Origin of the sequence: Thalassotalea sp. Y01 (genome assembly GCF_012932945.1) — a bacterium.
Lineage (GTDB): Bacteria > Pseudomonadota > Gammaproteobacteria > Enterobacterales > Alteromonadaceae > Thalassotalea_A.
Genome location: NZ_JABBXG010000001.1, coordinates 461,380 through 485,983, shown reverse-complemented (window position 1 = coordinate 485,983; position 24,604 = coordinate 461,380). Strand labels below are relative to the sequence as shown.

The following is a 24,604-nucleotide window of genomic DNA, read 5'->3' as shown; positions in this document are numbered from 1 at the left end:
TGATTATTTGCTTTACACCATATAGCTAATGCCCAATAGGATCAGCACAGCACCAAGAAACTTGCTGATGATATCGCCTTTGGGCATCGATTTTTCAATAATGACGACGATGGTTAGTAGTAAAATCCAGGTTAGATTCATTACCCCGCTGACAAATAAAATCGCCATTAAAAACCAACAACAGCCGACACAATAAGCGCCATTTTTTAATCCCATCTCAATTGCCGGCCAGACGCCTTGTCGCCAACCGTTACTCAAAATCGTTAATGGCGAACGACAATAATTCAAACAGGATTGTTTTAAAGACGAGAATTGATATATACCTGCGACTAAAAAGATGGCACCGCTAAATAGCGTTGAGCCACTGTCCATCATTGGCGTTAATAGTTCTAGGTGATGCAAATAATACTGAATAAAGGTGATTAGTGCAGAGTACAAGGTCCAAGCAAGTAAATAGCCGAGGGCAAAAAATAATGTTGGTGTAACTGTTTGTTGGCGTTGCAGCTTTTGTCGGTTGACCTTATCAATCAACAGGATCACAGGTAGAGCAGATGGCAGCATCATGCCTGCCATCATTATTGCCCACATTACAAATAAGTTAAATATGTCAAGTGAGCTCCACGTCTGCACCGGATCCATGTTCATGGTCATGCCATAAAACATGTAGTACCAGCTTAGGTAAATAAGCAGGGCAATAGCCGATAATATGTATATGCGATTTATTGTTGTTGTCATACGCTGAAAATATTAACCAGAGGTTGTTTCGCATCTTATGATGTTTGTGACGCTAGCCTGTTGGCCAGTTCACCACCGCATTGGCTGCAAAGGTATCTGAATATTCAAAAGCAAGATTACCGTGATTAATCTTCATCAATTTGGTTTTACCTGCAAAGCCATCGTTCCACATAAAACCACCTTCAGGAAAGCCGATATGAACACGATTTTCTTCACCGGTAACTGGGTTTATATGAGGTTCTTGCGATACGTCAACCACGCCTTCAATTTGTATGGTTGAACGATAGTCCTGTCTATCTAGTGTAATGTCGGCCATTAGTGGCCCATCAAATGAGCTAAACAAGGTACCTAGCGCTTCTACAGGCATGCCGCCTGCTTGGCCTGACATAATGGTGGCTAATGCAACGACTTGCTCTTGTGATGCGGCGTTGTCGATAAACAATGCGCCAGAACCATTACCGTCATGCATAGCGCCTGGCCAATCTGCAGCAAACACCATTTTTAAGCCGGTCAAATCAAGACCTTTGAAGTGGCCTTTAATGACGATAAAGCCAAGCACCGCCTGACAGCCGCCATTGGCACTGGTTGGGAATCCTGAAAATTGACAACCGCAACCGTGACTGCAACTGCAATTTTCGATTTGATGCATGGACAAATGCCAATCATGATCTGAAGCCATACATTATCTCCTTAACACTATCCGTGGTGGCTCAAGTATAGACAATAAAAAGCGGCTTTTCCTTTTGCAAAAGGCATAAAAAAACACCGCTTCATTGACGCGGCGTTTTCACGAATAACAAGACACTATGATTGCTTAAATAAAGCTTTTAGCAAAATCCAAGTCTTCATTTTTGGCTTTGCTGCGATTCTCGGCAAACCAGAGATAGAAAATCGGTAAAACCACTAAGGTAAAGAAGGTACCGATTAACATGCCAGCGACCAAAATAATGCCGATACTGTTGCGAGCTTCGGCGCCCGCACCGGTGACCAGAACCAATGGGAAATGACCAAAAACAGTGGCGCCTGTGGTCATAAGAATAGGACGTAAGCGAGTTGTTGCCGCCGCTTTTACGGCCTCTAATTTATTTTTACCTTGCTCTTGTACATGGTTAGCAAATTCAACAATTAAGATACCGTTTTTGGCAATCAAGCCGACCAAGGTAACCAAGCCAATTTGTGAATAAATATTGATCGTCGTCAGCTCGATAAATGGTAACAGTAGAGCGCCGGATAAAGCTAACGGTACACAACCGAGTAATACCACTAAAGGGTCTCTAAAGCTGTTAAATTGCACCGCTAAAATCAAAAACACAATCACCAATGATATTGCTAACACGGTCATCAAGGTATTGCCTTCATTGCGAATTTGCCTTGACTCACCGGCATAATCAAGTCGATAAGAACTGGGTAAAATATCTTGTGCTGCTTGTTCAATTGTTGCTAATGCTTTTTCTTTGGTTACCCCTGGCAGTACACCGCCGTATATCTTAACCGAGTTTTGTTGACCAAAAGTGGTGAGTTGTCGTGGTCCGGTGCGCCACTCTAATGACGCGAAACTTGATATTGGAATGAAACCACCGGTTGGTGTTTTTACCGTTAGATTAAGAATGTTTTCTGGTACACCACGAACCTGCTCGTTAACCATAGGGATCACTTGGTAAGCTTTACCGTTTGAGTCAAAACGGTTGACAAAGTTACTCGATAAATACACCGATAATTGTTGATTTACGTCGTTTACCGTGAGGTTCAAATCCGCAAGTTTATCGCGGTCTAGCAGCAGCTCAAGTTGTGGTAAGTCGATCTTTAATTCCGAATCGGCAAACAAGAATTGCCCTGAGGCAAACGCAGCTTGCACCAGTTTATCGGCATATAACTTCATTTCTTGATAGTCTTGCGATGACTTAAGCACAACCTCGACATCAAACTGACCAGCGGTTGGTAACGAAGGCGGCAAAATTGGCAGCGAATCTAAACCCGAATTTTGCACTAGGTTCATGTAAACCTTTGGTACCATGGTATCGATATGAAAATCCCGCTCATGAGGTTTTGCAAAGGTAATGCCGCCAAAACCACCGGTTGGGAAGATCACTTGCCACATTTCTTGAGCATTTTCGATACTCAGTAAACCTTTGGTCATTTCTAACGTCGCCGCTTCATTGTAGGCAAGAGACGATTGCGGTGGTGATTGGACAATGACAATGACGCTGCTTTGATCTTCAATCGGCGCCAGCTCTTTTGCCGATTGCAAGTAAAATGGTACTGCCAGTATCGATATCACCACAGCCATTAAAGTTACTTGGTATTTCAAGGCAAAAATTCGCTCTAATGCCTTGCCATAAAACGATTGAATGTAGGAAAAACCATGGTTCACTTTTCTGGTTAACCAGCCTTCTTGGCCGCCTTTAGGGCATACCGATGCACTCATTATTGGCGATAGCGTGATAGCGACGACGCCAGATATAACCACAGCAATCGCTAACGAAAAGGCAAACTCTTTAAATAGCATGCCGGTTAGGCCAGCTAAAAAGCCTATTGGCGAATACACCGCGGCTAAGGTTAAGGTCATCGATATAATCGGCACCAACAGTTGTCGCGAACTCAGCAGCGCCGCTTGGCGACGACCCATGCCTTCGCGCATGTAACGAGCAACGTTTTCAACCACAACAATGGCGTCATCTACCACCAAACCGACGGATAGTACAATCGCCAATACCGTTAAAAGGTTTAGCGAAAACCCCATAAGCGACATAGCGGCAATCGCCCCAAGAATAGAGATAGGAATGGTTACCAATGGCACCATGGCGGTACGAAACGAGCCCATCAGCATCAACACTACTAGGCCAACGATGACAACCGTTTCTATCAATGTGGTGATGATTTCGGTTAGGGCATCACGCATATACAGCGTGCCATCGTAGGCAAACTCCATATCCATACCATCAGGCATGGCTTTGTTTATTTCATCGACGGCCAGGTATAAGTTATCACCGATGTCGATTTCATTGGCGCCGGGTAGCGGCCATACCGATACATAAATGGTGTTACGAATATTTACCCGTGCGGTCACAGATGGTTCTTCTGAGCCTAATGCGACCGTGGCGACATCTTTTAAATAAATGATGTCACCATCTATTTTTTTGATCACCAAATTCTCAAATTCATCGCTGTTAGACAGCTGTGAGTTGGTAATAATATCAATTCGTTGGCGATCATTTTGACTGTAGCCTAAGGTGGCGATGGCGTTGTTATTACGCAACGCTTGATAGATATCGTCAGTACTTAGGTTAAATGCCGCGAGACGGTCACTATCAATATTGATTCGCATCGCAGGAATGCGACCGCCTTCAAGCTGTACTTTCTGCACCCCTTCAACACTGGTTAACAAGGGGATAACTTCGCGGTTTAAATAATCCGATACTTGCGATGAATCGCGCTCACCGAAGTTGACGTTGAGATAAAATGCGGCATACGCTCTATCGGCACGAACCACGGAAACAATAGGGTCTTGCGCATCAGCAGGTAATTCATAGCTGATTTGCGATAACTTGGTGTTCAGTTCGGCTAAGGCACGGGTGCTATCTTGGTTTAATTTCAACCAAGCGGTCACCGTTGAGCTGCCGGCGGTGGTTTTTGAATCAACGTAATCAACACCGGGAATAGTCGCGGCGACGCGCTCTACTGGTTCGGTGATAAAGCCTTTGACAACATCGGCGGATGCACCGGTATAGTAGGTGGCTATTGTCAGTGATGAGCTTTCCATTTGTGGAAATTGAATCACTGGAATCTTCATTATCGCCGCTAATCCCGCCAAACAAATGACAATAGATAGCACTATGGCAATCACAGGTTTGCGGACAAAGACATCCATAACACTTGCTTTGTTGTAGGCTTGGTTGCTCATCGATTAACCCTGCAACTGCTTAATGAATACCTTCATACCGTCGCGCAGTTTAAAGGCCCCTTGCGTGGCGATAATTTGTTGCGCTTCAATACCTGAGGTGATGATGGCTTGCGCATTTTGTCTCTCAATGACTTGCACTTTAGTACGTCTGGCGCGGTAACTGCCATTATCCTGTGGCTCTAACACGAAGACATAATCACCAAATTGATCATGGGTTAGGGCAATGTCGGCAACACTAAATTGACTGCTGGCAGCAGACACTGGCACTTCGACATTAACCAATGATTGCGGTTTTAAATTCAATGCCTGGCGAGGTAATTTTGCTCGATAGCCAAGCTGTCGAGACTGTTTATTAAACACCGGCTCGCTGGCGATAATTTTGGCGGTGAATTGTTGACCCGTGCCTAGGGTATGTATTTGTATTGCTTGATCGAGCTTTAATGGTGAAAAGGTTTGTGGCAAGGAAAACTCTACCCATATGTTTTGGTTATCGCCAAGTAAGGTAACGATATCGCTGTTACTATCAAGATATTGGCCGACCACTAATTTATGCAAACCAACGGTGGCTGTAAAAGGGGCTTTGATCACTTTTTTAGCTATTGTCGCTTCCAATAAGGCAACCTCTGATTTGGCAATCGCCAACTCGGAAATGGCTTTATCGAGTAACTCTTGTGATATTTCGTTGCCTTGCTCCAACTTACGGTAACGTTGTACGGTTTGTTGAGCCAAAGTGAGGCGCGCTTTGGCGGCAATTAATTGCGCTTTTTCATTACTGTGATCGAGCTCAATCAGTAATTGGCCTTTTTCAACTTGCTGACCAAACGGCAGGTTTAGATAGGTAATGGTACCGGACAGTTGATTGCGAAGTTGCAAGGTGGCAATCGCCACGAGTTCGCCATGAACTTTACTGGTGCGTTGAAAATTGATTTGCTGTACCTTTTCAGCATCAACGGTTGCTGCTGGTTCAAATTGTTCCGTATCAGCATCCGCTGGCGCCGTTAATGCTTGTTTATACGAAAATAAGCCAAAGACTACCGCGCTTAACATGACTAGGGTTATCAGCCATTGCATCAATTTCATCTATTCTTTCCTGCCTAACTAAGGTGTTATCAAATTGAAGGGCGCATATTCTACCGTTTTTGTTAACATTTGTCAGATAACAGTCATATTTGTTTACACTTTGTCAGCGTTTATGGTTATAACTAAAGCACCATATTAATGATTGAGAAGTGCATGAGAACCATATTGACCGCGTTATTATTGGCTAACCTTTTCGCCTGTACAGGGGTACCAGATAAGGTTGAGCCGGTGAATGATTTTGCGTTAACGCCGTATTTGGGTACTTGGTATGAAATCGCCCGCTTAGATCATTCATTTGAACGGGATTTGCATCAGGTAACTGCTACCTATGATGTCGCAAGTGATGGCAGTGTCACGGTCACCAATAAGGGACTTGATAAGCAAGATGGTGAATGGCAAACAGCAAGCGGCACTGCGAAGTTTGTTGATAGCGAGACGGTTGGCCATTTGAAAGTGTCTTTTTTTGGACCGTTTTACAGCTCTTATGTGGTGTTTTATCTAGATAGTGATTATCAGCACGCGTTCGTCAGTGGTTTTAATCATAATTATTTGTGGTTGTTGAGCCGAACGCCTGAAATTTCTCAACAATTAAAGGCACAATTTGTCACTATGGCAAAAAGCAAAGGGTTCGATACTAAACAGCTAATTTGGGTAGAGCACACGTCGAAACCGACAGCAAAAAACTGAAGATTGTTTTTAGTTGCCTTTAGGTCTAATTTTTTTATAAATATTTCAAAGCTTTAAAAAGTTTGATCCCTTTCAAAAATCTCCTCGTAGAGTTTACTGCGACATAAATTCTGAGAGGAAAATATAATGAAAAGGATCATACAGATCATTTTACCTGTGTTTTTATTAAGTGTCATCAGTGCATGTGGTGGAGACAATGATAGCGACGGCGTAAGCGCTGCGGCACAACCTGCAACAACGGTTGTTGATGCGGCAGTTGATGCCGGCAATTTTACAACTCTTGTTGCTGCGTTAGAGGCCACCGGCCTTGATGAGGCGTTAGCCGACCCAGACGCAAGCTATACCGTTTTCGCACCAACTGACGCAGCGTTTGCGATGTTGGGTGACGAAACAATCAATGCCTTATTGGCAGACCCTGATATGTTATCAGCCATCTTGTTGTACCATGTTATTGATGGACAAGTTGATGCCGCTGCAGCCGTGGGCGCAGCAGGTACAACAGTAGCCACCGTAAATGGCGCCTCTGTTGGTTTGTCATTGAGTGGTGACGACTTGTTAGTGAACACGGCGACCGTGATTACCACCGATATCGTGACCGATAACGGTATTATTCATGTCATTGACGCGGTGTTATTACCACCGGCGGAGATGGGTGAGCCAACGGCTAATGTCGTTGATACAGCGATTGCTGCAGGTAGTTTTACCACCCTAGTGGCAGCCTTGCAGGCGACGGGCTTAGACTCTGTGTTAGCAGATGAGTCACAGTCGTTTACCGTATTTGCACCAACGGATGATGCCTTCGCACTGATTGGTGCCGATACCATCAATGCCTTGCTAGCAGACACTGATGCGTTGTCAGCGGTGTTATTGCAACACGTTATTTCAGGTGCCGCGGTTGATTCAACAACAGCTTACTCGTTAAACGGTTCAATGCCAGCGACCGCATCAGGTGCTGAAATCAAACTGATGATTAATCCATACAGCGACATGCTAATGTTTGGCGCTGCCAACATTGTTATGAAAGATATTTATACAACCAATGGTGTGATTCACGTTATCGATGCGGTGATTTTGGCTGACGCTGAGTTGCCTGCACCGGCAGCAAGTATTGTTGATGTTGCTGTTTCAGCTGGCAGTTTCAATACTCTAGCAGCTGCACTGCAAGCAACTGGTCTTGACACGGTATTGGCTGACTTAGATGGCTCATTCACCGTATTTGCACCAACAGATGCTGCGTTCGCTAAATTACCAGACGGTACAGTAGAAGCATTATTGAACGATACCGATGCCTTGAGCAATATTTTGCTATACCACGTTGTTGGTGGTGAAGTATTGTCTGATGCCGCAATCGGTGTTGCCCGTTCGATGGAAAATCAAGTGATGACGGTTAACGGTAGCAATGCTGCACTGTCTTTTGTTGATTCAAGCTTATATGTCAATGGCGCTATGGTTAGCGCTGCAAACATCACTGCGGCTAACGGCGTTATCCATGTTATTGATAACGTGATTGTACCGCCTATGATGAATGAGCCTAGCGGTACCATTGTTGACGTTGCTTTAGCGGATGAAAACTTCTCAACCTTAGTTGCGGCTCTATCTGCTGCTAACTTAGTTGATGTGTTGGCAGACGAAGGTGCAATGTTTACCGTATTCGCACCAACGAATGATGCGTTTGCGATGATTGATCCAGATGTTCTCGACCAATTACTTGGCGATACCGATGCATTGACTGCGGTTCTGCTACAACATGTTGTCGCTGATGCCAGCTTGTCATCAGTGGATGCCTATGCCGCGAATGGCAAAATGGTTGAAACTGCATCTGGTGCGAAAATTGGCGTAAGCGTCATGCCTGACACTGGCATGTTAATGTTTGGTGGCGCTAATATCGTTATGAAAGATATTTACACTACCAACGGTGTGATTCACGTTATTGATGCGGTTGTGACCGGCGACCTTGAATTACCAGAGCCGCGTATGAGTCTTGTTGATGTTGCTGTTGCAAACGGTAATTTCACGACCTTAGTTGCGGCATTGCAAGCGACAGGTTTAGATGCTGTATTAGCCGACCTAGACGCAAGCTATACCGTGTTTGCACCAACGGACGAAGCATTCGCGAAGCTGCCTGATGGTACCGTTGAAGCCTTACTTGCTGACACCGACGCATTGAGCAATATCCTGCTTTATCACGTACTTGCTGGTAGTGTCGACTCAACTGCGGCAGTATCTGTTGCCACATCTATGAGCAATCAAGTTGAAGCGGCAAATATGTCGAACCTAGCTCTTTCTTCTATGGACGGCACGTTATATGTCAACGGCGCCATGGTAACGGCACCTGACGTTATGTCTGATAACGGCATCATTCACGTTGTTGATACTGTGATTGTACCGCCAGAAATGACCGATATGATGGATAAAACAATTGCTGAAATCGTGATTGCCGACAGCAACTTCTCAACCTTGCTAGCTGCTGTATCTGCTGCAGGTTTGGCTGATGCCCTTAATGATGAGTCAGCAACGTTCACCGTATTCGCGCCCACCAATGATGCGTTTGACGCATTACCAGCGGGTACAGTGGAAGCCTTGCTTGCTGACATTCCGGCACTAACAGACATTCTGGAGCTACATGTTATCAATGGTGCTGCGTTATCAGCTACCGATGCGTATGCAGCGAACGGCATGATGGTAGAAACCTTAGGTGGTGAAACGGTCGATATTGGTATCGATATGGAGTCACGAATGATCACCGTTAGTGGTGCCAAGGTTATCGTCACCAATATCTATGCGAAAAATGGTGTAATTCATGTGATTGACGCCGTCATCACTGAGTAACACCGAACAGTAGCTGTACACATCACTTTCTGCCATACAAAGTGATGTTCCAAGCCCCCGAAAGGGGGCTTTTTTTTGCACAGGGATGTGCTTATCCTCCCGAGCCATGGATGGTGGATAGGGAGGGTTCGTGCTGGGATGTGCTTAGTCGCTATTTGACATCCTGTCACCGCGACATACATGGCATCCATGCCAATATCCTCCCGAGCCATGGATGGTGGATAGGGAGGGTTCGTGTTGGGATGTGCTTAGTCGCTATTTGACATCCTGTCACCGCGACATACATGGCATCCATGCCAATATCCTCCCGAGCCATGGATGGTGGATAGGGAGGGTTCGTGCTGGGATGTGCTTAGTCGCTATTTGACATCCTGTCACCGCGACATACATGGCATCCATGCCAATATCCTCCCGAGCCATGGATGGTGGATAGGGAGGGTTCGTGTTGGGATGTGCTTAGTCGCTATTTGACATCCTGTCACCGCGACATACATGGCATCCATGCCAATATCCTCCCGAGCCATGGATGGTGGATAGGGAGGGTTCGTGCAGGGATGTGCTTAGTCGCTATTTGACATCCTGTCACCGCGACATCCATGCCAATATCCTCCCGATTTATGTTTGGCAGACAGGGGATAGTGAATAGGGTTTCGTAGCACAGCGTGCTTAGTCGCTGTTTGACAACTAGTCATCGAGACCTCAGTTTGGTGCCGTCAAAATGACAAGACTCATACAAATTGACATTTAGCAATTGATTGGTTGCAAGATGTGATCAGCAACTACGCTGCTATCGTATAACTAAACAGAGAATTTAATAAATACCGAAGAGAAACATTTATAACGATGAACATACCCGTGTTTCCATTACCTATATACTTGCTGCCTGGCGGTATTACTCGATTAAGAATTTTTGAGCAACGTTATCTCAATATGGTTAAAAATGCCCGCAATACTGATGGCTTTGTTATCAGTTTATATAGAGCTGACAAATCAGAATATGTCGGTCGTTGGGGCAGCTGGGTAGAGATAATTGATTTTCAATTAGGGCAAGATAACGTTCTCGTTATCGATGTTAAATGTAATGAATTGGTATTGATTGATAATTTTCAGCGAAACGATGAAAATTTATTATTGGCACGTAAACAAAGTATGCAGCATTGGCCAAAAACCAAGCATACCGTTGAAACTCGAATCTTCAGCGAGCAATTGAAACGATTCTTTTCCGCCAATAGCGATTTAAATGAGTTATACAAACAACAGTTTGTTGATCAGCCTAATTGGGTCTGTGCACGTTGGTTAGAGTTATTTCCTATCAGTATTGAGGACAAGAACCATTTTGCTGAAGCGCAAAGCGTTGATGATGCTATCGAGTTTTTAACTGCGGTTATTATTGACGAGAAACGTATTGAAAAATATCTGTAAATTATGATCCAAAGTAAATACGTGCTCGTAATATAGAGTGAATTGTAAGACTAATTAGGGTTTTCAATGGGCTTAACTATGCTAACATCAAGGTCATTACAGCAACGAAGTAATTCAAGACTGGTAACGATGACAAAAGAAATAGATCACAAGCAACTGGTGCAATGGTTGTTGGCGGTGGCTGAAAAGCGAGATAAGTTGGCGTTTACTAACTTGTTCAAATTTTTCGCGCCAAAGATCCAGCGTATCGCTGCAGGAAAGTTTACCAATCAGGCGATGTCGAATGAGGTTGTGCAAGAAACCATGACCAATGTTTGGCGCAAAGCCCACCTTTATAGTGCCAACAAAGGTGCCCCAACAACCTGGGTATATACGGTGATGCGGAATGTAACTTTCGACTTATTGCGAAAGCAAAAAGCGAAGAAAGAAGATAATTTGAGTGACGACATCTGGCCGATGGTAGAAGGGCATACAGCTGAAGAACATCAGTTTGATGACCACCTACAAAGCAAGAAGATCCTTGATTATCTCGATACGTTACCGGAGAACCAAAAACAAGTGATTAAAGGTTTTTACTTTATGGAGATGTCGCAAGAGCAATTGGCTGAGCATCTCGACTTACCGCTAGGAACGGTTAAATCCCGTTTACGACTGGCATTAAATAAATTAAGGCAGCAGATTGGAGAGCAGTTATGATTAAACATCATCCAACCACTGAATTGTTACAGGCCTTTGTAGGAGGTGAATTACCTGCCTCAATGTGTGCCGCTGTAGCAATGCATAATGAAATGTGTCCATTATGCCAAACCAAAGTTGCAACCATGACTGAGCTCCAAGCGGAAGACAGTTTTGAGTTACCGGCTGTTGATAATAGTCGCAACGAAGATGACGTTTTAGCGGGCTTTGACATGGAAGCGATGATCGGTGATATCACCGCCAGCGACGAGACTGCCTCTGAAACAGAAGAAGTACCGGTGTCGATTACCGTCAAAGGCAAAACCTATCAGTTGCCGCGAGCGATGCAACATATGCCACTTGGTCGTTGGAGCAATATTGGTAAATTGACTCGCTCTCGAATGGAATTAGGCGAAGGTGAGTTACATTCTAGTTTGTTGCAAATTGATGCGGGCGGTTCAGTTCCTGAGCATACCCACAAAGGTTATGAAGTGACATTGTTATTAGATGGTAGTTTCAAAGACGAGATGGGCGAATACGTCAAAGGTGACTTTATTTTGCTCGACGCGTCTCATAAACATCAACCTGTGACAGAAGACGGTTGCTTATGTTTCACCGTGGCCAATGATGCATTGCATTTTACCCAAGGTATTAACAAGCTACTGAATCCATTTGCTAATTTGATTTACTAACAGATTGAGCAATTGATAAAACCCGCTATTAGCGGGTTTTTTTGTGGCTAAATTTTTCAAATAGTAATCTTAATCAGCATTGCTGCCGTATCTTATAGCAATACCAAAACATATTGAGGTTGTAAGTATGGCTACTCCCATCACTATCGGTATCAGCGCTTGTTTAGTTGGTCAACAAGTCCGTTTTGATTCCAGTTCAAAAACATCACACTTCTGCGTTAAAGAACTAGGCAAGCACGTGCAATATAGAGCATTCTGCCCCGAAGTTGCCATCGGTTTACCCGTGCCTAGACCGACCATCCGTCAAATCAAAAAAGACGACATGATTGTTGTATCTCGACCTGACGGTAGTGGCGATGTCACTGAAGCGTTGTCTGAGTATGGCAAACGTGTTGCCAAGCTTGCGGAAAGTTTTAGCGGCTACATTTTTTGTGCGAAAAGCCCTAGCTGTGGAATGGAGCGCGTAAAGGTTTACCGTGAAGATGGTAAGGGATCAACATCGGATGGTGTTGGCGCATTTGCACGCCAAATCATGGAAGCCAATCCATTATTACCATGTGAAGAGAATGGCCGCCTTAATGATGCAAAAATTCGTGAAAATTTTGTTGCCCGAGTATTCGCCTATCGCGATTGGCAACTGCTGCAACGCAAAGGGCTGAGCAAACATTTATTGATGACATTTCATGCTCGATACAAATATACCTTGATGAGTCATGATCTTGTTGCCTACAAAAAATTGGGGCGCTTATTGGCTTCTTCGAATGTTAGCCTTGAAGATATGGCGGAACAGTATATCTATGGTCTGATGATGGCTATGAAGAAAATAGCGACGCGTAAAAAACACGCCAATACGCTGCAACATCTGCAAGGTTATTTTGCTAAAGAGCTAACCGCTGAGCAAAAACAAGAATTGTGTCAACAAATCAATCATTATCGTCAAGGGGTATTGCCGTTAATTGCACCTCTGACTTTGATCAAACACTACTTATTGGTATTTCCAAAAGAATATCTGGCACAACAGTTTTACCTGGACCCATACCCGGTTGATTTAAGGTTACGCTATGGCTACTGATATCTTGCTTTGGTTTCGAAATGACCTGAGGTTGCAAGATAATCCTGCTGTTAAATACGCACTTGATAATGGCCTGAGTAAGGCCATTTATTTTACCACTCCAGGACAATGGCAAGCGCATAACCTGTCAGCCATTAAAGTTGATTTTATGTTGCGCCACGTTGCCTTATTGCAGCAACAACTCAAAGCATTCGGCGTATCGTTGCAGGTAGTCGAAGTTGAGGACTTTGCCGAACAAGAGTTATTTTTACGAGATTATTGCCTACGTCATGACATATCTCAGGTGGTTGCAAATGCAGAGCTTGAAATTAACGAGAGACGTCGAGACCAACAATTAAAACAATCGGGGATGGCATTAACCTTGTTTGAAGCCGATGTTATCGTCAACAAAGGCGCTATTCGAAACAAGCAAGGAGAGATGTATAAAGTCTATACGCCATTTCGCCGTGCTTGGCTCGCACATTTGCTAAATCAGGGCTTCAATTATCAACCGCAAACATTGCAACTCGCTGCCATAACCGAGCAACAATTGCTGCCAATTGATACGGCTTTTAAAAGGCAGTGTTCGCTTAAATGGCCGTTGGCAACTGACATGGTGCAACACATTCTGCCAAGCTTTTTACAAGAAAAGGTCAGCGATTATGAGCAGCACAGAGACATTCCATCAGTGAAAGGAACCTCCGGGTTATCTGCCTATTTGGCGATAGGGGCAATCAGCCCTAGATACGTCTTGGCGTTGTTGTTGAGCCGCGATCCGGATTTACTAAGCCGGCAATCGGGTGGCACTTTCACCTTTTTAAATGAACTGGTTTGGAGAGAGTTTTACCGTCATCTGCTGCATCATTTCCCTAAACTTGCCATGGGTGAAAACTTTAATGGTAAATACGACAGCTTGGCTTGGCACTTTGATGAACAAAAATTACGTGCTTGGCAACAGGGTAAAACAGGGTATCCGATTGTCGATGCGGCTATGCGTCAGTTACTGCAAACTGGTTGGATGCACAATCGCTTGCGAATGATTGTGGCCAGCTTTTTAACCAAGCATTTACTGTTAGATTGGCGGCTTGGTGAAAGGTTTTTCAGTCAACAATTGATAGATGCGGATCTCGCAGCCAACAATGGTGGTTGGCAATGGGCGTCTGGCACAGGGTGTGATGCGCAACCGTACTTTCGTATATTTAATCCTATCAGCCAAAGTAAAAAGTTTGATCCGGATGGCAATTTTATCCGTAGATATTTACCAGAGCTAGCGCATGTGCCTGATAAATATATTCATTTTCCACACGATTATATAAAAGAGCAGGGCCTGACATGTTACTGGCCTGCCATTGTAGAACACAAGCAAGCACGTTTGTCGGCACTGCAATTTTATAAGCAAGCGGTTTAGTAAGCGACCAACATTTCCTAGACCAAGACGATAATTCCAATAACCGCAGAGTAGGCTACTTTTAAGTATTCTTTGTGGGCTAAGCATGTTCGTACTTTTGTTGAACATTGACTTTTGCTCATATTTGATTGTTTAGCTGATATAGCGCATTGTATTGAAATGATATTGTGAAACAATGTGTTATCTATACTAAGTTAAAGTAAGCAGTTTGCGCATAAGCTAATAATTTTGGATAAAATTATGGATAATTCAGCAACACATCAATCGCTCGACACACAAGGCGGTTACCCAGGTTGGTTAAACAACTTTGTTGAGGTATACCAGCAGTTGTCTACCGACAACCTCGACTTGCTTGAGCGCATATACCATTCAGACGTATTGTTTGAAGACCCTATGCACAAGGTACATGGTTATCAAAACCTCAATCAATATTTTGCGACTTTGTATAGCAACTTAAGTGCGTGCACGTTTCGCATCAATGAGGTCATCCCCGGTGATGAGCAAGCCGCAATCTATTGGCAAATGCAGTTCTCCCACCCAAAACTCAATGGTGGCGACTCGGTCAGCGTAGACGGTCACAGTCACATTAAGCAAGCCCAAGGAAAGGTTATTTATCATCGTGACTACCTCGATGTGGGGGCGATGTTATATGAACACATCCCTGTCGTTGGCCGCATTATCAAAGCCATCAAGCAACGAGCTGGCCAATGAAAGTACTGATCACTGGTGCAACTTCAGGTATCGGATTATCGTTAGCAAAGCTGTACGCCAAGAATGACCATTATGTCGTTGCTTGTGGTCGCAATCAGGACGTATTGTCACAAATTGGTGAGCATACTCATATCGAAGGCTTATGTTTTGATGTCACCGATGAACAGCAAACCGAACAGGCATTGTCGACTATTGATGATCTCGATTTGCTGATAATTAATGCTGGCAATTGCGAGTACATCGATGATGTTAAAAGCTTCAGCGCAAACTTGTTTCGACGTGTGCTGGAAGTAAATACCTTATCGGTGGCGACTATTTTACAAACATTATTACCTGGCTTATCGTCAGGTACGCGTATTGTTTTTGTCTCATCCAGCGTGACCAAATTGCCATTGCCAAGAGCAGAAGCATATGGTGCCTCAAAAGCGGCGATGGATTATTTGGCCAATAGTTTACGTCTTGATCTGCATCAGCACGGCATCGACGTAACTCTCGTTCATCCAGGGTTTATCAAAACCCCTTTGACCGACAAAAATAACTTCGCTATGCCGTTTTTAATGACTAGCGATGAGGCAGCAACAAGAATTTATAATGGGGTTAGCCAAGGTAAGCATTACTTGCAGTTCCCTAGACGTTTAACCTGGCTTTTGTCGTTATTATCGTTATTACCGACAAAACTAAGGACCAAAATTGCTTGCAGGAGCTAAAGCAAATGAAAAGAATCGCCGTTATTGGCTCAGGCATATCGGGCTTAACCAGCGCCTGGTTGTTATCGCAAAAACATCACGTAAGTGTGTTTGAAAAAAATAATTATATTGGCGGGCATACAGCCACTGTCAACGTCGAAGTTGAAGGACAATCATTCGCTATTGATACCGGATTTATTGTTTGCAACGACAAAACCTATCCTCATTTTTTAAAGTTGTTGGCCAATATAGGCGTCGACAAACAGGAAACAGAGATGAGTTTCTCTGTGCACAATTGCCAAAGCAAACTTGAATATAATGGCCATAATCTCGATACCTTGTTTGCGCAACGACGCAATATACTGAGACCTAAGTTTTGGTCTTTGATTCGCGAGATTTTGCGGTTTAACAAAGCATGTAAATTGGCCTTTGAAGACAATCAGCATGGTATGGAACTGACACTGGGTGAGTTTTTACAGCAACAAGGTTTCAGTGAGTTCTTTGCTGAGCACTATATTTTACCTATGGGTGCCGCAATTTGGTCAAGTTCTCTTGAGCAAATGAATCAATTCCAATTCCACTTTTTTGTCCGCTTTTTTCATAACCATGGATTACTGAATATCGCTGACCGACCGCAATGGTATGTCATCCCTGGCGGCTCACGCAATTACATTGAGCCACTTATTGCACCGTTCAAAGATAATATCCATCTTAATGCCGATATTGATTCGATTAAGCGACAACAAGACAGGGTGACATTGTTGATGGCGGATGGCAGCGAGCAGGATTTTGATGAGGTTATATTAGCCTGTCATTCTGACCAAGCGCTGGCGTTACTAGCCGATGCCAGTGATGATGAACAAAGAGTACTTGGCAACATTCCATATAGCGCCAATGATGTGGTCTTGCATACAGACCGGGCGCTGCTGCCAGACCGACGCAAAGCCTGGGCCAGTTGGAACTATCAATTATCCGCCAATAGGGATAAACCTGCCAGCGTCACCTACAATATGAATATATTGCAGGGGCTAAAAACAGACATTACATTTTGTGTCACCCTAAATCAAAATGACGACATTGATGAGGCTAAAATCTTGCGAAAATTTGTTTACCACCATCCGGTGTTTAATGTTGATTCAATGCAAGCACAACAGCAACGAGACAGCATTTGTGGGAAAAATCGCACCCATTTTGCCGGCGCTTATTGGTATAATGGCTTTCATGAGGATGGCGTAAGAAGCGCCGTGGATGTTGGTCAACGATTTGAGTGTTATTTGTAACATGATTGGGGAAAAGATGGCGCATCGTTTGCCACTTCAAAGTCAGATTTTTCGTGGCAATGTTCGCCACCGTCGCTTTGTACCTAAATCACATCATTTTAACTACACCTTATACATGCTCGGACTCAACGTTAATGAGGTTATGTGCAAGAAAAAATTTGGCCGTATTTTTGGCTATTCATGGTTTAACCCGGTTCGTTTTGTTGAAAGCGATTATGTTTGCGGTGAACCAGGTTCATTACGACAACGTATAAGCCATAAAGTGGCACAATTGGATGGTGTTATGCCTGATGGCGAGGTCATGATGTTAGTGCAAGCACGTTGTTTTGGTTTGTATTTTTCTCCAGCAAACTTTTACTTTTGTTACGACAAAAGCGACCATGGTAAATGCCGATATATGCTGGCCGAGGTGAGCAATACGCCATGGAACGAACGGCATTATTATTTAATCGATTTGCAGCAAGAAATGATCAGCGACAAGGATTTTCACGTATCACCGTTTATGGATCTTGCCATGCAATATCATTGGCGTATCAAAGCGCCATCACAAAATAGTAATAATTTACTGGTACATATTGAAAATAAACGCAGCCACGGCGAACACGTATTTGATGCAACTTTGGCACTCAAAGCAACGTCATTAAACGCCAAACATATGTTGGCGGTATGGTTGCAGTTACCGGCCATGACCGTAAAGGTGGTTGCAGGAATTTATTATCAAGCCCTGAAATTATTTTTAAAGCGGATTAAATTTGTTCCGTATCAACAGGGTAAACAACAAGCGTCAGCGTCTGAAAAACAAAATGATAAACAAGCAGATGCACAGACGATGACAAATAAATAAAGGTAGGATGAATAGTGGAAGGCATAGTTTCTAGAGAGTCAACAGCATCGTTAACCTGGATTCAAAAACGCTGTCGAAGTCTGGTATTTTCGATTTTACAACGACTCGATGTAGGCCAACTGGTGGTCATTGAAGGCGACGAAGAATATCAGTTTGGTGACAACCAAGGGCATCACTATCCTGAAACGCTCAACGGTATTGTACATATTCACGACGGCGCCGCTTACCAACGCTTTGTCAAAGGTGGCAGCATTGGCGCGGCAGAGGCGTTTATTGAGGGAATGTGGTCAAGCCCGAACTTAACAGAGGTGATTCGTTTGTTTGCCCGAGCGCAATCACAAACCGATCAACTGGAACAGAAAATGGCCTGGTTGAGCCGGATAAAAAACAAGGTAATCCACCGCAATAATCGTAATTCTCACTCAGGTTCGAAACAAAATATTTTAGCGCATTATGACTTAGGAAATGAGTTATATAGCCGCTTTCTTGACCCGTCGATGATGTACTCTAGCGCTATTTTTAGTGAAGGCAGTATGGACTTGGATCAGGCACAACAAAATAAACTGCGTGCCATTTGCGATAAATTAGCCTTAGAACCAGGTGATCAGCTTCTTGAAATTGGCACTGGCTGGGGCGGTTTGGCGATTTTCGCTGCAAAGCATTACGGTGTGCATGTTACCACCACCACCATTTCTGAAGAGCAATACCAATACGCTAAGCAACAAATTGCCGCGCAAGGATTGCAGCAACAGATTACCTTGTTGAAGCAAGACTATCGGGACTTACAAGGACAGTTTGACAAATTAGTATCAATTGAAATGATCGAAGCGGTTGGCTATGAGTATATGGACAGTTTTTTCAGCCAATGTAATGCGCGTCTAAAACCCGGCGGCAAAATGCTCATTCAAGCGATAACCATTGCTGATCAACGATTTGAATCGTATCTCAACAATGTTGATTTCATTCAGCGTTATATTTTTCCGGGCGGCTTTTTACCATCGGTTGAATTGATGAATAAGAAATTGAGTCAACGCACCAATATGGTATTACATCAACTTGATGATATTGGCTTAGATTATGCGAAAACCTTGCATTGTTGGCGTGAGCGATTTTTAGCGAGCTGGAACGAGTTGCTTAACTATGGTTATGACGAGCGCTTTAAAAAGCTTTGGCTATATTACTTAGGGTATTGTGAAGGTGCGTTTATTGAGCGCTCTATTTCAACGGTACACTTTGTTGCTCGTAAGGCACATTAATCGCCGAACATGTCATTGTGGCGGTGAGATACAAATTAATAACAAAAGCGTGATTACGGTCGCGCTTTTTTACATTTATAATAACGGCAATAATGTGCTAACCTTGGCCCACTCAAATGCGCTTATGCTGGCTCATTTAGGAATTAAGCGAATTACAGCAGGATAAACGAGATGATCATCAAACCAACAAAAGTATTAACTTTAGCAGCTTCGTTAATGTTTTTTTCGACACAGGCCTGTGAAAACCATGGCGCTGGGTTTGATCCAATGTTTGGTCATATCGATGCCAGTATGTATAACGATCCAATGTTTGCTAAGCCAACCATCACTCTTGATTACAAACAGCAAATCCGTTTGACCCCTGATGTTCCTGGTGATGTCAAAATTGGTTACCGACTGCCTGCAGATAGCGAAGATGTTAAAGTGTTGGTAAATAGCAGCAGTAAGCTAACCTTACTTGCCGACGAAGTGATTGATGTTGCTGATAAAAACGGTACGTTAAATATTGCGGTTATGCCAAAAGGTCAAGGCTATCACACCCTGACCGTAGTTGTTGAAGCGCTGATTGCGGGAGAGCGTCAGACGCGCACGCAGAACATTTACATAAATTTGTAGGGCTACTGGTGAAGCTACTTGAGGAGAGGGTGGCCTTCAGGCAACTGTTTGGCGATCCATAATGCCAATTTGTGTTTCATCATAGGCTGGTCTGCTTTATCTTCCGGTACCGGTGTAATCAGCTTGTCATTAACCAATAAGCGATACAAGGCTTCAACTTTTTGCTTTGCCGAATCGGTACCAGAAAATGCACTATAACCGCGCTTAACAGCATACCCTTCGCCAACCCTTAAAGCGACTTTCAATAGTTCCGCTTCGTGCTTTATCTTTTTCATTGCCATAATCGGCTCCCTTAATGCTTTTGCAGAGTATGGCACAAATCGATTAACAGGGTCTAGCCTTTCAAAAATTCACTGCGCGAGGCCATATTTTCTTTAAAGCAGCCGCTTAATGCCGTGGTGACGGTACTGGAGTTGCTGTCCATGACACCACGCGCTTTAACACAATAGTGAGTAGCGTTGATGCTTACCGCAACATGCTCGGTATTGAGTAGCGCTTTTAAGGCGATAAGAATTTGTTGGGTCAATCGTTCTTGCACTTGGGGGCGTTGTGCAAAAAAGCGCACGATGCGATTAATTTTACTTAAACCAATGACTTTTTTGTTTGGGATATAGGCAACCTTAGCGAAACCGTCGATGGTGACAAAATGGTGTTCGCAGGTGCTTATTAAATCGATGTCTTTGACCATCACCATTTCATCGATTTGCATCTTATTATCAATGGCGGTTATTTTGGGAAAGTTTTGATAGTCCAAGCCACTGAATATTTCACTGACGAACATCTTGGCGATGCGATGCGGGGTTTCTTGCAAACTGTCATCACTTAAATCGAGTCCCAGCGTTTTACAAATTTCAGTATAACTGTCTCGAATGCGACGATACTTTTCCTCGCTGCTGAGGGTATTGTCTTTGACTGGTGTTTCCAGACCGGCTTTGATCAAGGATTTTTGCACAAGGATCGCTTCATCGCTGATCGTTGTGTTTTGTGAAGCAAGTGCCAAACTATTATGTGATTTGCTCATAGGTAATTCCCTGACTAACGTATGTGTCGACCACCGTCGATGGATATGGTGCGGCCGTTTAGGTATCGGCTATTAAGCACATATTGCAGTGCTTCAACCCCTTCAATCTCACCTGGAACGACACCAAGTAATGACTTGTTGATGGTTTTTTGCCGATAAGCGTCGTCATCCCACTCATTAAATGACATTAAGGATGGAGCGACGCTATTTACTTTAACCTTAGGCGCTAACTTTTTAGCAAACGATAAGGTTAGGTTGGCGAGCGCTGCTTTGCTCGCTGCGTATGCAATATGCTTACTGCTACCTGTTTCTACGATGTAATCGGTGAGATGGATTATATCGGCACATGTTTGTTTTGCGTCGGCATAGCTAAAAAGTGCATCTTGCAAGGCTAAATTAATTTGATACGGTGCATGCACATGAACTTGCATCATGTTGTTCATCAAGATATCTGGCGCCAGTTTTTGGTTTTCTGGGTGCCAGTCTGAGGCATTATGAATAATAGCTCGGATTTGCGAATAACGCGCTTTAACCGTGGCAATAAAATTCTGAATACCTTGGGTATTGGCAAAGTCGGCTTGAATACAATCAGCACCTAGTGCATTGAGTTGTTCCACTCCCGGCTTATCACGTCGGTAGCTAATGACCAAATGATACCCTTGCTCGATCAGGTGTTTGGCCGTCTCTAACCCCAAGCGCTGGGCTGCGCCTGTAATGATGATGGTGTCTTTGTTCATTGTCGTTGCTCTACTTACGACTGGCGCTTAAAGTCAGTGATACCGAATCCGCGAAGCGCAACGCGTGCGGCTTTTCTACGGTTACCTTGGCAAAGTTCACTTGCTTGTGCTCCATGCAAATTTCCAATAGATCTTTGGTGAGCTTTTCAAGCAGCTTAAAGTGACCATCTTCGACATGATGGATCATAGCCTTGGTAATGGTTTTGTAATTGAGTGCTTGTGTTTCTTCGTCGGTTTGGCAGGCATCTACCGCGGGATATTTGATTTGCGCATTGATAACAATATCTTGCTGCTTAGTCAGTTCATCTGGATTAAAGCCAATAAAAGTTCTTAACCTAAGGTTAATAATGTCGATGGTAGCATCATCGAGTTGCAACTGGCTTTGACTGTTTATTTCGGACAGTTTTGACACGTTTTCCATAGCTTTTCCGTTTCATTATTTTATTCAGTATAACAGGATCATATACGCTTAAAACAAGTACCTGGATGACACTTATCTATGCTTTTGCTACAAAAGTTGCCTTTTGCCGCCATAAGGTCAACATTTAAGAGGAGCTTAATTCGATAAAATAGTTGGCAAGCACCTTTTTATATGTATAATACTTGAGGATGTTTAGACGTCTAAACATCCAGTTAAATAAACGATTAACCAAATGTTAATCTGTCGCTAAAAACTTCGCTGTGTGGAAAATTAATAATGCGCTTATTCGATATTCTTGGGGTGCTTTACGAGCCAATTAATGTGCTCGATAATCACGAACATTTACTGACGTATATTGAGCCTAAACTCAATGACGATGGTACCTGTCCAATTTTTAAAGAGCCGGGTCGCACCTATAACCTTGAACAATATGTTGACGATGTACATGGCATCACGGCTGCAGAGCATAAGCATAATTTATTGGATTTATTGGCGCGTTTGAATCGTTTAGTGCGCTGGATACATGCAAAAACCGATGTGTTGTGGTTTGGCATATATTTGCGTCATGGCGATAAGCTGGTCAAATACGTTTATAACGGTGAAATGAGTAAAGCTGAATTTGATATATCAGAGGAATACTTGGAGAAGTCGATCAATACCCGCGTTATAATGGAGAAGCGCCCATACTATATCGCCGATGTTGATAGCCATAAAGGTCCGTATTACCGTTGTGACGCAAAAGTGAAATCAGAATTATGTTGTCCGATTTTTGCCCCTGATGGTCAGGTTATCGGCATTTTTGATAGTGAGGATCATCGCAAAAATTTCTTTGATGATAAAATCGATTTTATTTCGATGAAGGTGCGTCGCGCCATAGAGATATTTTTGGAAGATCATCCCTACATTACCCATTCCAATAACTTCACAATAGAAGAAGATAATTTCTCCAAAGATATGGACACCTCTAATTTGCTGGTTGAATAAACCAGCAAATTGATCAGCGATAGAGTTGCTCTATATAGGCGGTAATGCAAGTTTGCCATAAAAACCGTTCGGCTTTGGCATTAACGCACATTTTTGCGAACGCAGCTTTGTCTTGCTGATACATCTCAACCGCTAATTCTATTTTATCCATCAGATCACATACTTGCGCATTGATACTATCACCAGAAAATAAAAATCCGGTGTGCATATGGCTAATGGTGTCATTTAATCCGCCAATTTGATGAGCAATGACTGGCATCGCTGCGCGCATCGCCAACATTTGTGAAATACCGCACGGTTCAAATGAGCTTGGCATAAAAAATATGTCGCCGTTAACGTACAGTTGTTCGGCAAGGCCGGCACAAAAACCATTAATGAATAATAGGTTTTCATGGCGCTGCATGATTTGGGTGATCTTGCGTTCTAGGCTCTTATCACCCGAGCCCAAAATGATCATTCGACCTTTGTAATGGGCTAATTGGTGCATAATATCATCCAGCACATAACCACGTTCGCTGGTTTCAAAGATCAACCGTACTTTTTGCTCGGTTAGACGACCAACACTGATCAGCATCGGTCCAGAAAATGCCTGTTCAGCCCAAGATTGGCATCGCTGTTCAGCGACAAAATGTGAGGCTTTAATGAAATTATCCGAGCCATGCAAGCCGCGAATTTGACGACAAATAAGTGCTAACAGCTCTTTGTTAGACAGCATTACCGGGCTTTCGACGGAATAATCACAGCCATTTAATATGCCAATAAATCGCCCTTGCTGATCCGCTTTTTGTAAATCTTGCTCTAAACCTTCGCCACCGATAAAACCATGCTCAGGGGCACTGGCTTTCATCACTTCGAGGCGATAGGTTGGTGATACAACATGCACCATGTCCGCAAGATTGATAGCCGCCCGCGTGGGATTAATACAATTATCGTATCTTGGGTCAACGAGCAGTGATTTATCGTATTGCAAGGTTGGAAACCATGCTTGTAAACTTGACTCGGTTTCCGTTAGAGGGCGAATGCCTTGAATGCCTAAATTATGGATCGAATAAACGCTGCGTATTGTCGCAATACTTTGATAGCGAGGTGCATAACGGCTCAATATTGGGATAAACGCGCTGTGCCAGTCGTGTAGGTGCAGCACCTGAAAGCGGTCTTTCCACTCACCGATTAGTAGCTCGCAAACACTGGCGCAAAATAAGGCAAATTTGTTGGCATCGGAATAAAAAGGGTTGTCGGCACCGTCATCAACATAAATTTGCCCTGGGCTGCCTTGGCAAAATAGTTTGCTTTCTAGCACATACTGGCCAATCTTTGCTGAGCTTTGTTGCTCTAGGTAATACAGTTCGACTTTTTCAAAGCCGTTTCGAAACGGTACATCAATGCTCGTGACGAGACGTGAAGGATTTGCCATGGCGTGATATTGATAGCCGGGTGTAATCACATCGACTTCAACATCTTGCTCACTGAGGAACTTAGGGATGTCGCGAATGACATCACCTATACCACCGACTTTGCCGTTTTTTAACGCGTCATTTTCAGACGCAACCATTAATACCTTCAAGGGGC

Annotated in this window: 23 protein-coding genes; 14 read left to right on the top strand and 9 right to left on the bottom strand. The window is 43.6% G+C overall.

The features are described 5' to 3' along the window. Window positions 1-12: 12 nt before the first annotated feature. The 4 genes from HII16_RS01945 to HII16_RS01930 all read right to left on the bottom strand — a co-directional run bounded on the left by HII16_RS01945 (window position 13) and on the right by HII16_RS01930 (window position 5,716). Window positions 13-735, bottom strand: a complete 723-nt coding sequence (locus tag HII16_RS01945; protein ID WP_211183363.1) for a DUF2182 domain-containing protein — start codon at window positions 733-735, stop codon at window positions 13-15. 52 nt (window positions 736-787) lie between these two features. Continuing rightward, the gene (locus tag HII16_RS01940) at window positions 788-1,414 is read right to left on the bottom strand and encodes a DUF1326 domain-containing protein (protein ID WP_169126982.1); all 627 of its coding nucleotides are present in this window, start codon (window positions 1,412-1,414) and stop codon (window positions 788-790) included. 135 nt (window positions 1,415-1,549) lie between these two features. Continuing rightward, the gene (locus HII16_RS01935) at window positions 1,550-4,636 is read right to left on the bottom strand and encodes an efflux RND transporter permease subunit (protein WP_169126980.1); all 3,087 of its coding nucleotides are present in this window, start codon (window positions 4,634-4,636) and stop codon (window positions 1,550-1,552) included. Between the two features lie 3 nt (window positions 4,637-4,639). Beyond that, window positions 4,640-5,716, bottom strand: coding sequence for an efflux RND transporter periplasmic adaptor subunit (locus HII16_RS01930; RefSeq protein ID WP_169126979.1), 1,077 nt, complete (start codon window positions 5,714-5,716; stop codon window positions 4,640-4,642). Between the two features lie 153 nt (window positions 5,717-5,869). On the opposite strand from HII16_RS01930, the gene HII16_RS01925 reads away from it, so the two are divergent. The 13 genes from HII16_RS01925 to HII16_RS01865 all read left to right on the top strand — a co-directional run bounded on the left by HII16_RS01925 (window position 5,870) and on the right by HII16_RS01865 (window position 19,872). Beyond that, the gene (locus HII16_RS01925) at window positions 5,870-6,403 is read left to right on the top strand and encodes a lipocalin family protein (protein ID WP_169126978.1); all 534 of its coding nucleotides are present in this window, start codon (window positions 5,870-5,872) and stop codon (window positions 6,401-6,403) included. A 126-nt stretch (window positions 6,404-6,529) separates the two neighbouring features. Then, the gene (locus tag HII16_RS01920; RefSeq protein ID WP_169126977.1) at window positions 6,530-9,232 is read left to right on the top strand and encodes a fasciclin domain-containing protein; all 2,703 of its coding nucleotides are present in this window, start codon (window positions 6,530-6,532) and stop codon (window positions 9,230-9,232) included. Window positions 9,233-10,075: 843 nt separating this feature from the next. Then, on the top strand, window positions 10,076-10,654 hold the full coding sequence (locus HII16_RS01915) for an LON peptidase substrate-binding domain-containing protein (RefSeq protein ID WP_169126976.1): 579 nt from the start codon (window positions 10,076-10,078) through the stop codon (window positions 10,652-10,654). Between the two features lie 66 nt (window positions 10,655-10,720). Further along, window positions 10,721-11,350, top strand: a complete 630-nt coding sequence (locus HII16_RS01910; protein ID WP_282434714.1) for a sigma-70 family RNA polymerase sigma factor — start codon at window positions 10,721-10,723, stop codon at window positions 11,348-11,350. Continuing rightward, on the top strand, window positions 11,347-12,021 hold the full coding sequence (locus HII16_RS01905) for a ChrR family anti-sigma-E factor (protein ID WP_169126974.1): 675 nt from the start codon (window positions 11,347-11,349) through the stop codon (window positions 12,019-12,021). Before HII16_RS01910 ends, HII16_RS01905 begins: the two co-directional genes overlap by 4 nt. 127 nt (window positions 12,022-12,148) lie before the next feature. Then, window positions 12,149-13,093 carry a DUF523 and DUF1722 domain-containing protein gene (locus HII16_RS01900; protein WP_169126972.1) on the top strand — a complete coding sequence of 315 codons (945 nt, stop codon included), beginning with the start codon at window positions 12,149-12,151 and terminating at the stop codon, window positions 13,091-13,093. After that, window positions 13,083-14,480, top strand: coding sequence for a deoxyribodipyrimidine photo-lyase (gene phrB, locus HII16_RS01895; RefSeq protein ID WP_169126970.1), 1,398 nt, complete (start codon window positions 13,083-13,085; stop codon window positions 14,478-14,480). The genes HII16_RS01900 and phrB overlap by 11 nt, the downstream gene beginning before the upstream one ends. Before the next feature lie 240 nt (window positions 14,481-14,720). Continuing rightward, window positions 14,721-15,191, top strand: a complete 471-nt coding sequence (locus HII16_RS01890) for a nuclear transport factor 2 family protein (RefSeq protein WP_169126968.1) — start codon at window positions 14,721-14,723, stop codon at window positions 15,189-15,191. Beyond that, window positions 15,188-15,898, top strand: a complete 711-nt coding sequence (locus tag HII16_RS01885; RefSeq protein WP_169126965.1) for an SDR family NAD(P)-dependent oxidoreductase — start codon at window positions 15,188-15,190, stop codon at window positions 15,896-15,898. Before HII16_RS01890 ends, HII16_RS01885 begins: the two co-directional genes overlap by 4 nt. 5 nt (window positions 15,899-15,903) lie before the next feature. Then, window positions 15,904-17,157, top strand: coding sequence for an FAD-dependent oxidoreductase (locus HII16_RS01880; RefSeq protein ID WP_169126963.1), 1,254 nt, complete (start codon window positions 15,904-15,906; stop codon window positions 17,155-17,157). A gap of 16 nt (window positions 17,158-17,173) precedes the next feature. Continuing rightward, window positions 17,174-18,001: a DUF1365 domain-containing protein gene (locus tag HII16_RS01875; RefSeq protein ID WP_211183362.1), complete on the top strand. Its 828-nt coding sequence runs from the start codon at window positions 17,174-17,176 to the stop codon at window positions 17,999-18,001. A gap of 14 nt (window positions 18,002-18,015) precedes the next feature. Then, window positions 18,016-19,257 carry a cyclopropane-fatty-acyl-phospholipid synthase family protein gene (locus HII16_RS01870; protein ID WP_169126961.1) on the top strand — a complete coding sequence of 414 codons (1,242 nt, stop codon included), beginning with the start codon at window positions 18,016-18,018 and terminating at the stop codon, window positions 19,255-19,257. A 216-nt stretch (window positions 19,258-19,473) separates the two neighbouring features. After that, window positions 19,474-19,872, top strand: a complete 399-nt coding sequence (locus HII16_RS01865; RefSeq protein ID WP_135437915.1) for a hypothetical protein — start codon at window positions 19,474-19,476, stop codon at window positions 19,870-19,872. Window positions 19,873-19,886: 14 nt separating this feature from the next. Here HII16_RS01865 and HII16_RS01860 read toward each other — a convergent pair whose 3' ends face one another. The 4 genes from HII16_RS01860 to folX are packed head-to-tail and all read right to left on the bottom strand — an operon-like array spanning window position 19,887 to window position 22,051. Further along, window positions 19,887-20,147, bottom strand: coding sequence for a DUF5062 family protein (locus HII16_RS01860; RefSeq protein ID WP_135440400.1), 261 nt, complete (start codon window positions 20,145-20,147; stop codon window positions 19,887-19,889). Window positions 20,148-20,206: 59 nt separating this feature from the next. Continuing rightward, the gene (folE, locus tag HII16_RS01855; RefSeq protein WP_169126957.1) at window positions 20,207-20,893 is read right to left on the bottom strand and encodes a GTP cyclohydrolase I FolE; all 687 of its coding nucleotides are present in this window, start codon (window positions 20,891-20,893) and stop codon (window positions 20,207-20,209) included. A 14-nt stretch (window positions 20,894-20,907) separates the two neighbouring features. Beyond that, window positions 20,908-21,630 (bottom strand): dihydromonapterin reductase, encoded by a 723-nt coding sequence (folM, locus tag HII16_RS01850; RefSeq protein ID WP_169126955.1) that lies wholly within the window; start codon window positions 21,628-21,630, stop codon window positions 20,908-20,910. Window positions 21,631-21,640: 10 nt separating this feature from the next. Next, a complete protein-coding gene (gene folX, locus HII16_RS01845; protein ID WP_135437912.1) occupies window positions 21,641-22,051 on the bottom strand; it encodes a dihydroneopterin triphosphate 2'-epimerase in 411 nt (136 codons plus the stop codon). 276 nt (window positions 22,052-22,327) lie between these two features. On the opposite strand from folX, the gene HII16_RS01840 reads away from it, so the two are divergent. Further along, a complete protein-coding gene (locus HII16_RS01840; RefSeq protein ID WP_169126953.1) occupies window positions 22,328-23,035 on the top strand; it encodes a GAF domain-containing protein in 708 nt (235 codons plus the stop codon). Window positions 23,036-23,048: 13 nt separating this feature from the next. On the opposite strand, the gene HII16_RS01835 is transcribed toward HII16_RS01840, so the two are convergent. Continuing rightward, window positions 23,049-24,599 carry a glycogen/starch synthase gene (locus HII16_RS01835; protein WP_169126951.1) on the bottom strand — a complete coding sequence of 517 codons (1,551 nt, stop codon included), beginning with the start codon at window positions 24,597-24,599 and terminating at the stop codon, window positions 23,049-23,051. Window positions 24,600-24,604 lie beyond the last annotated feature (5 nt).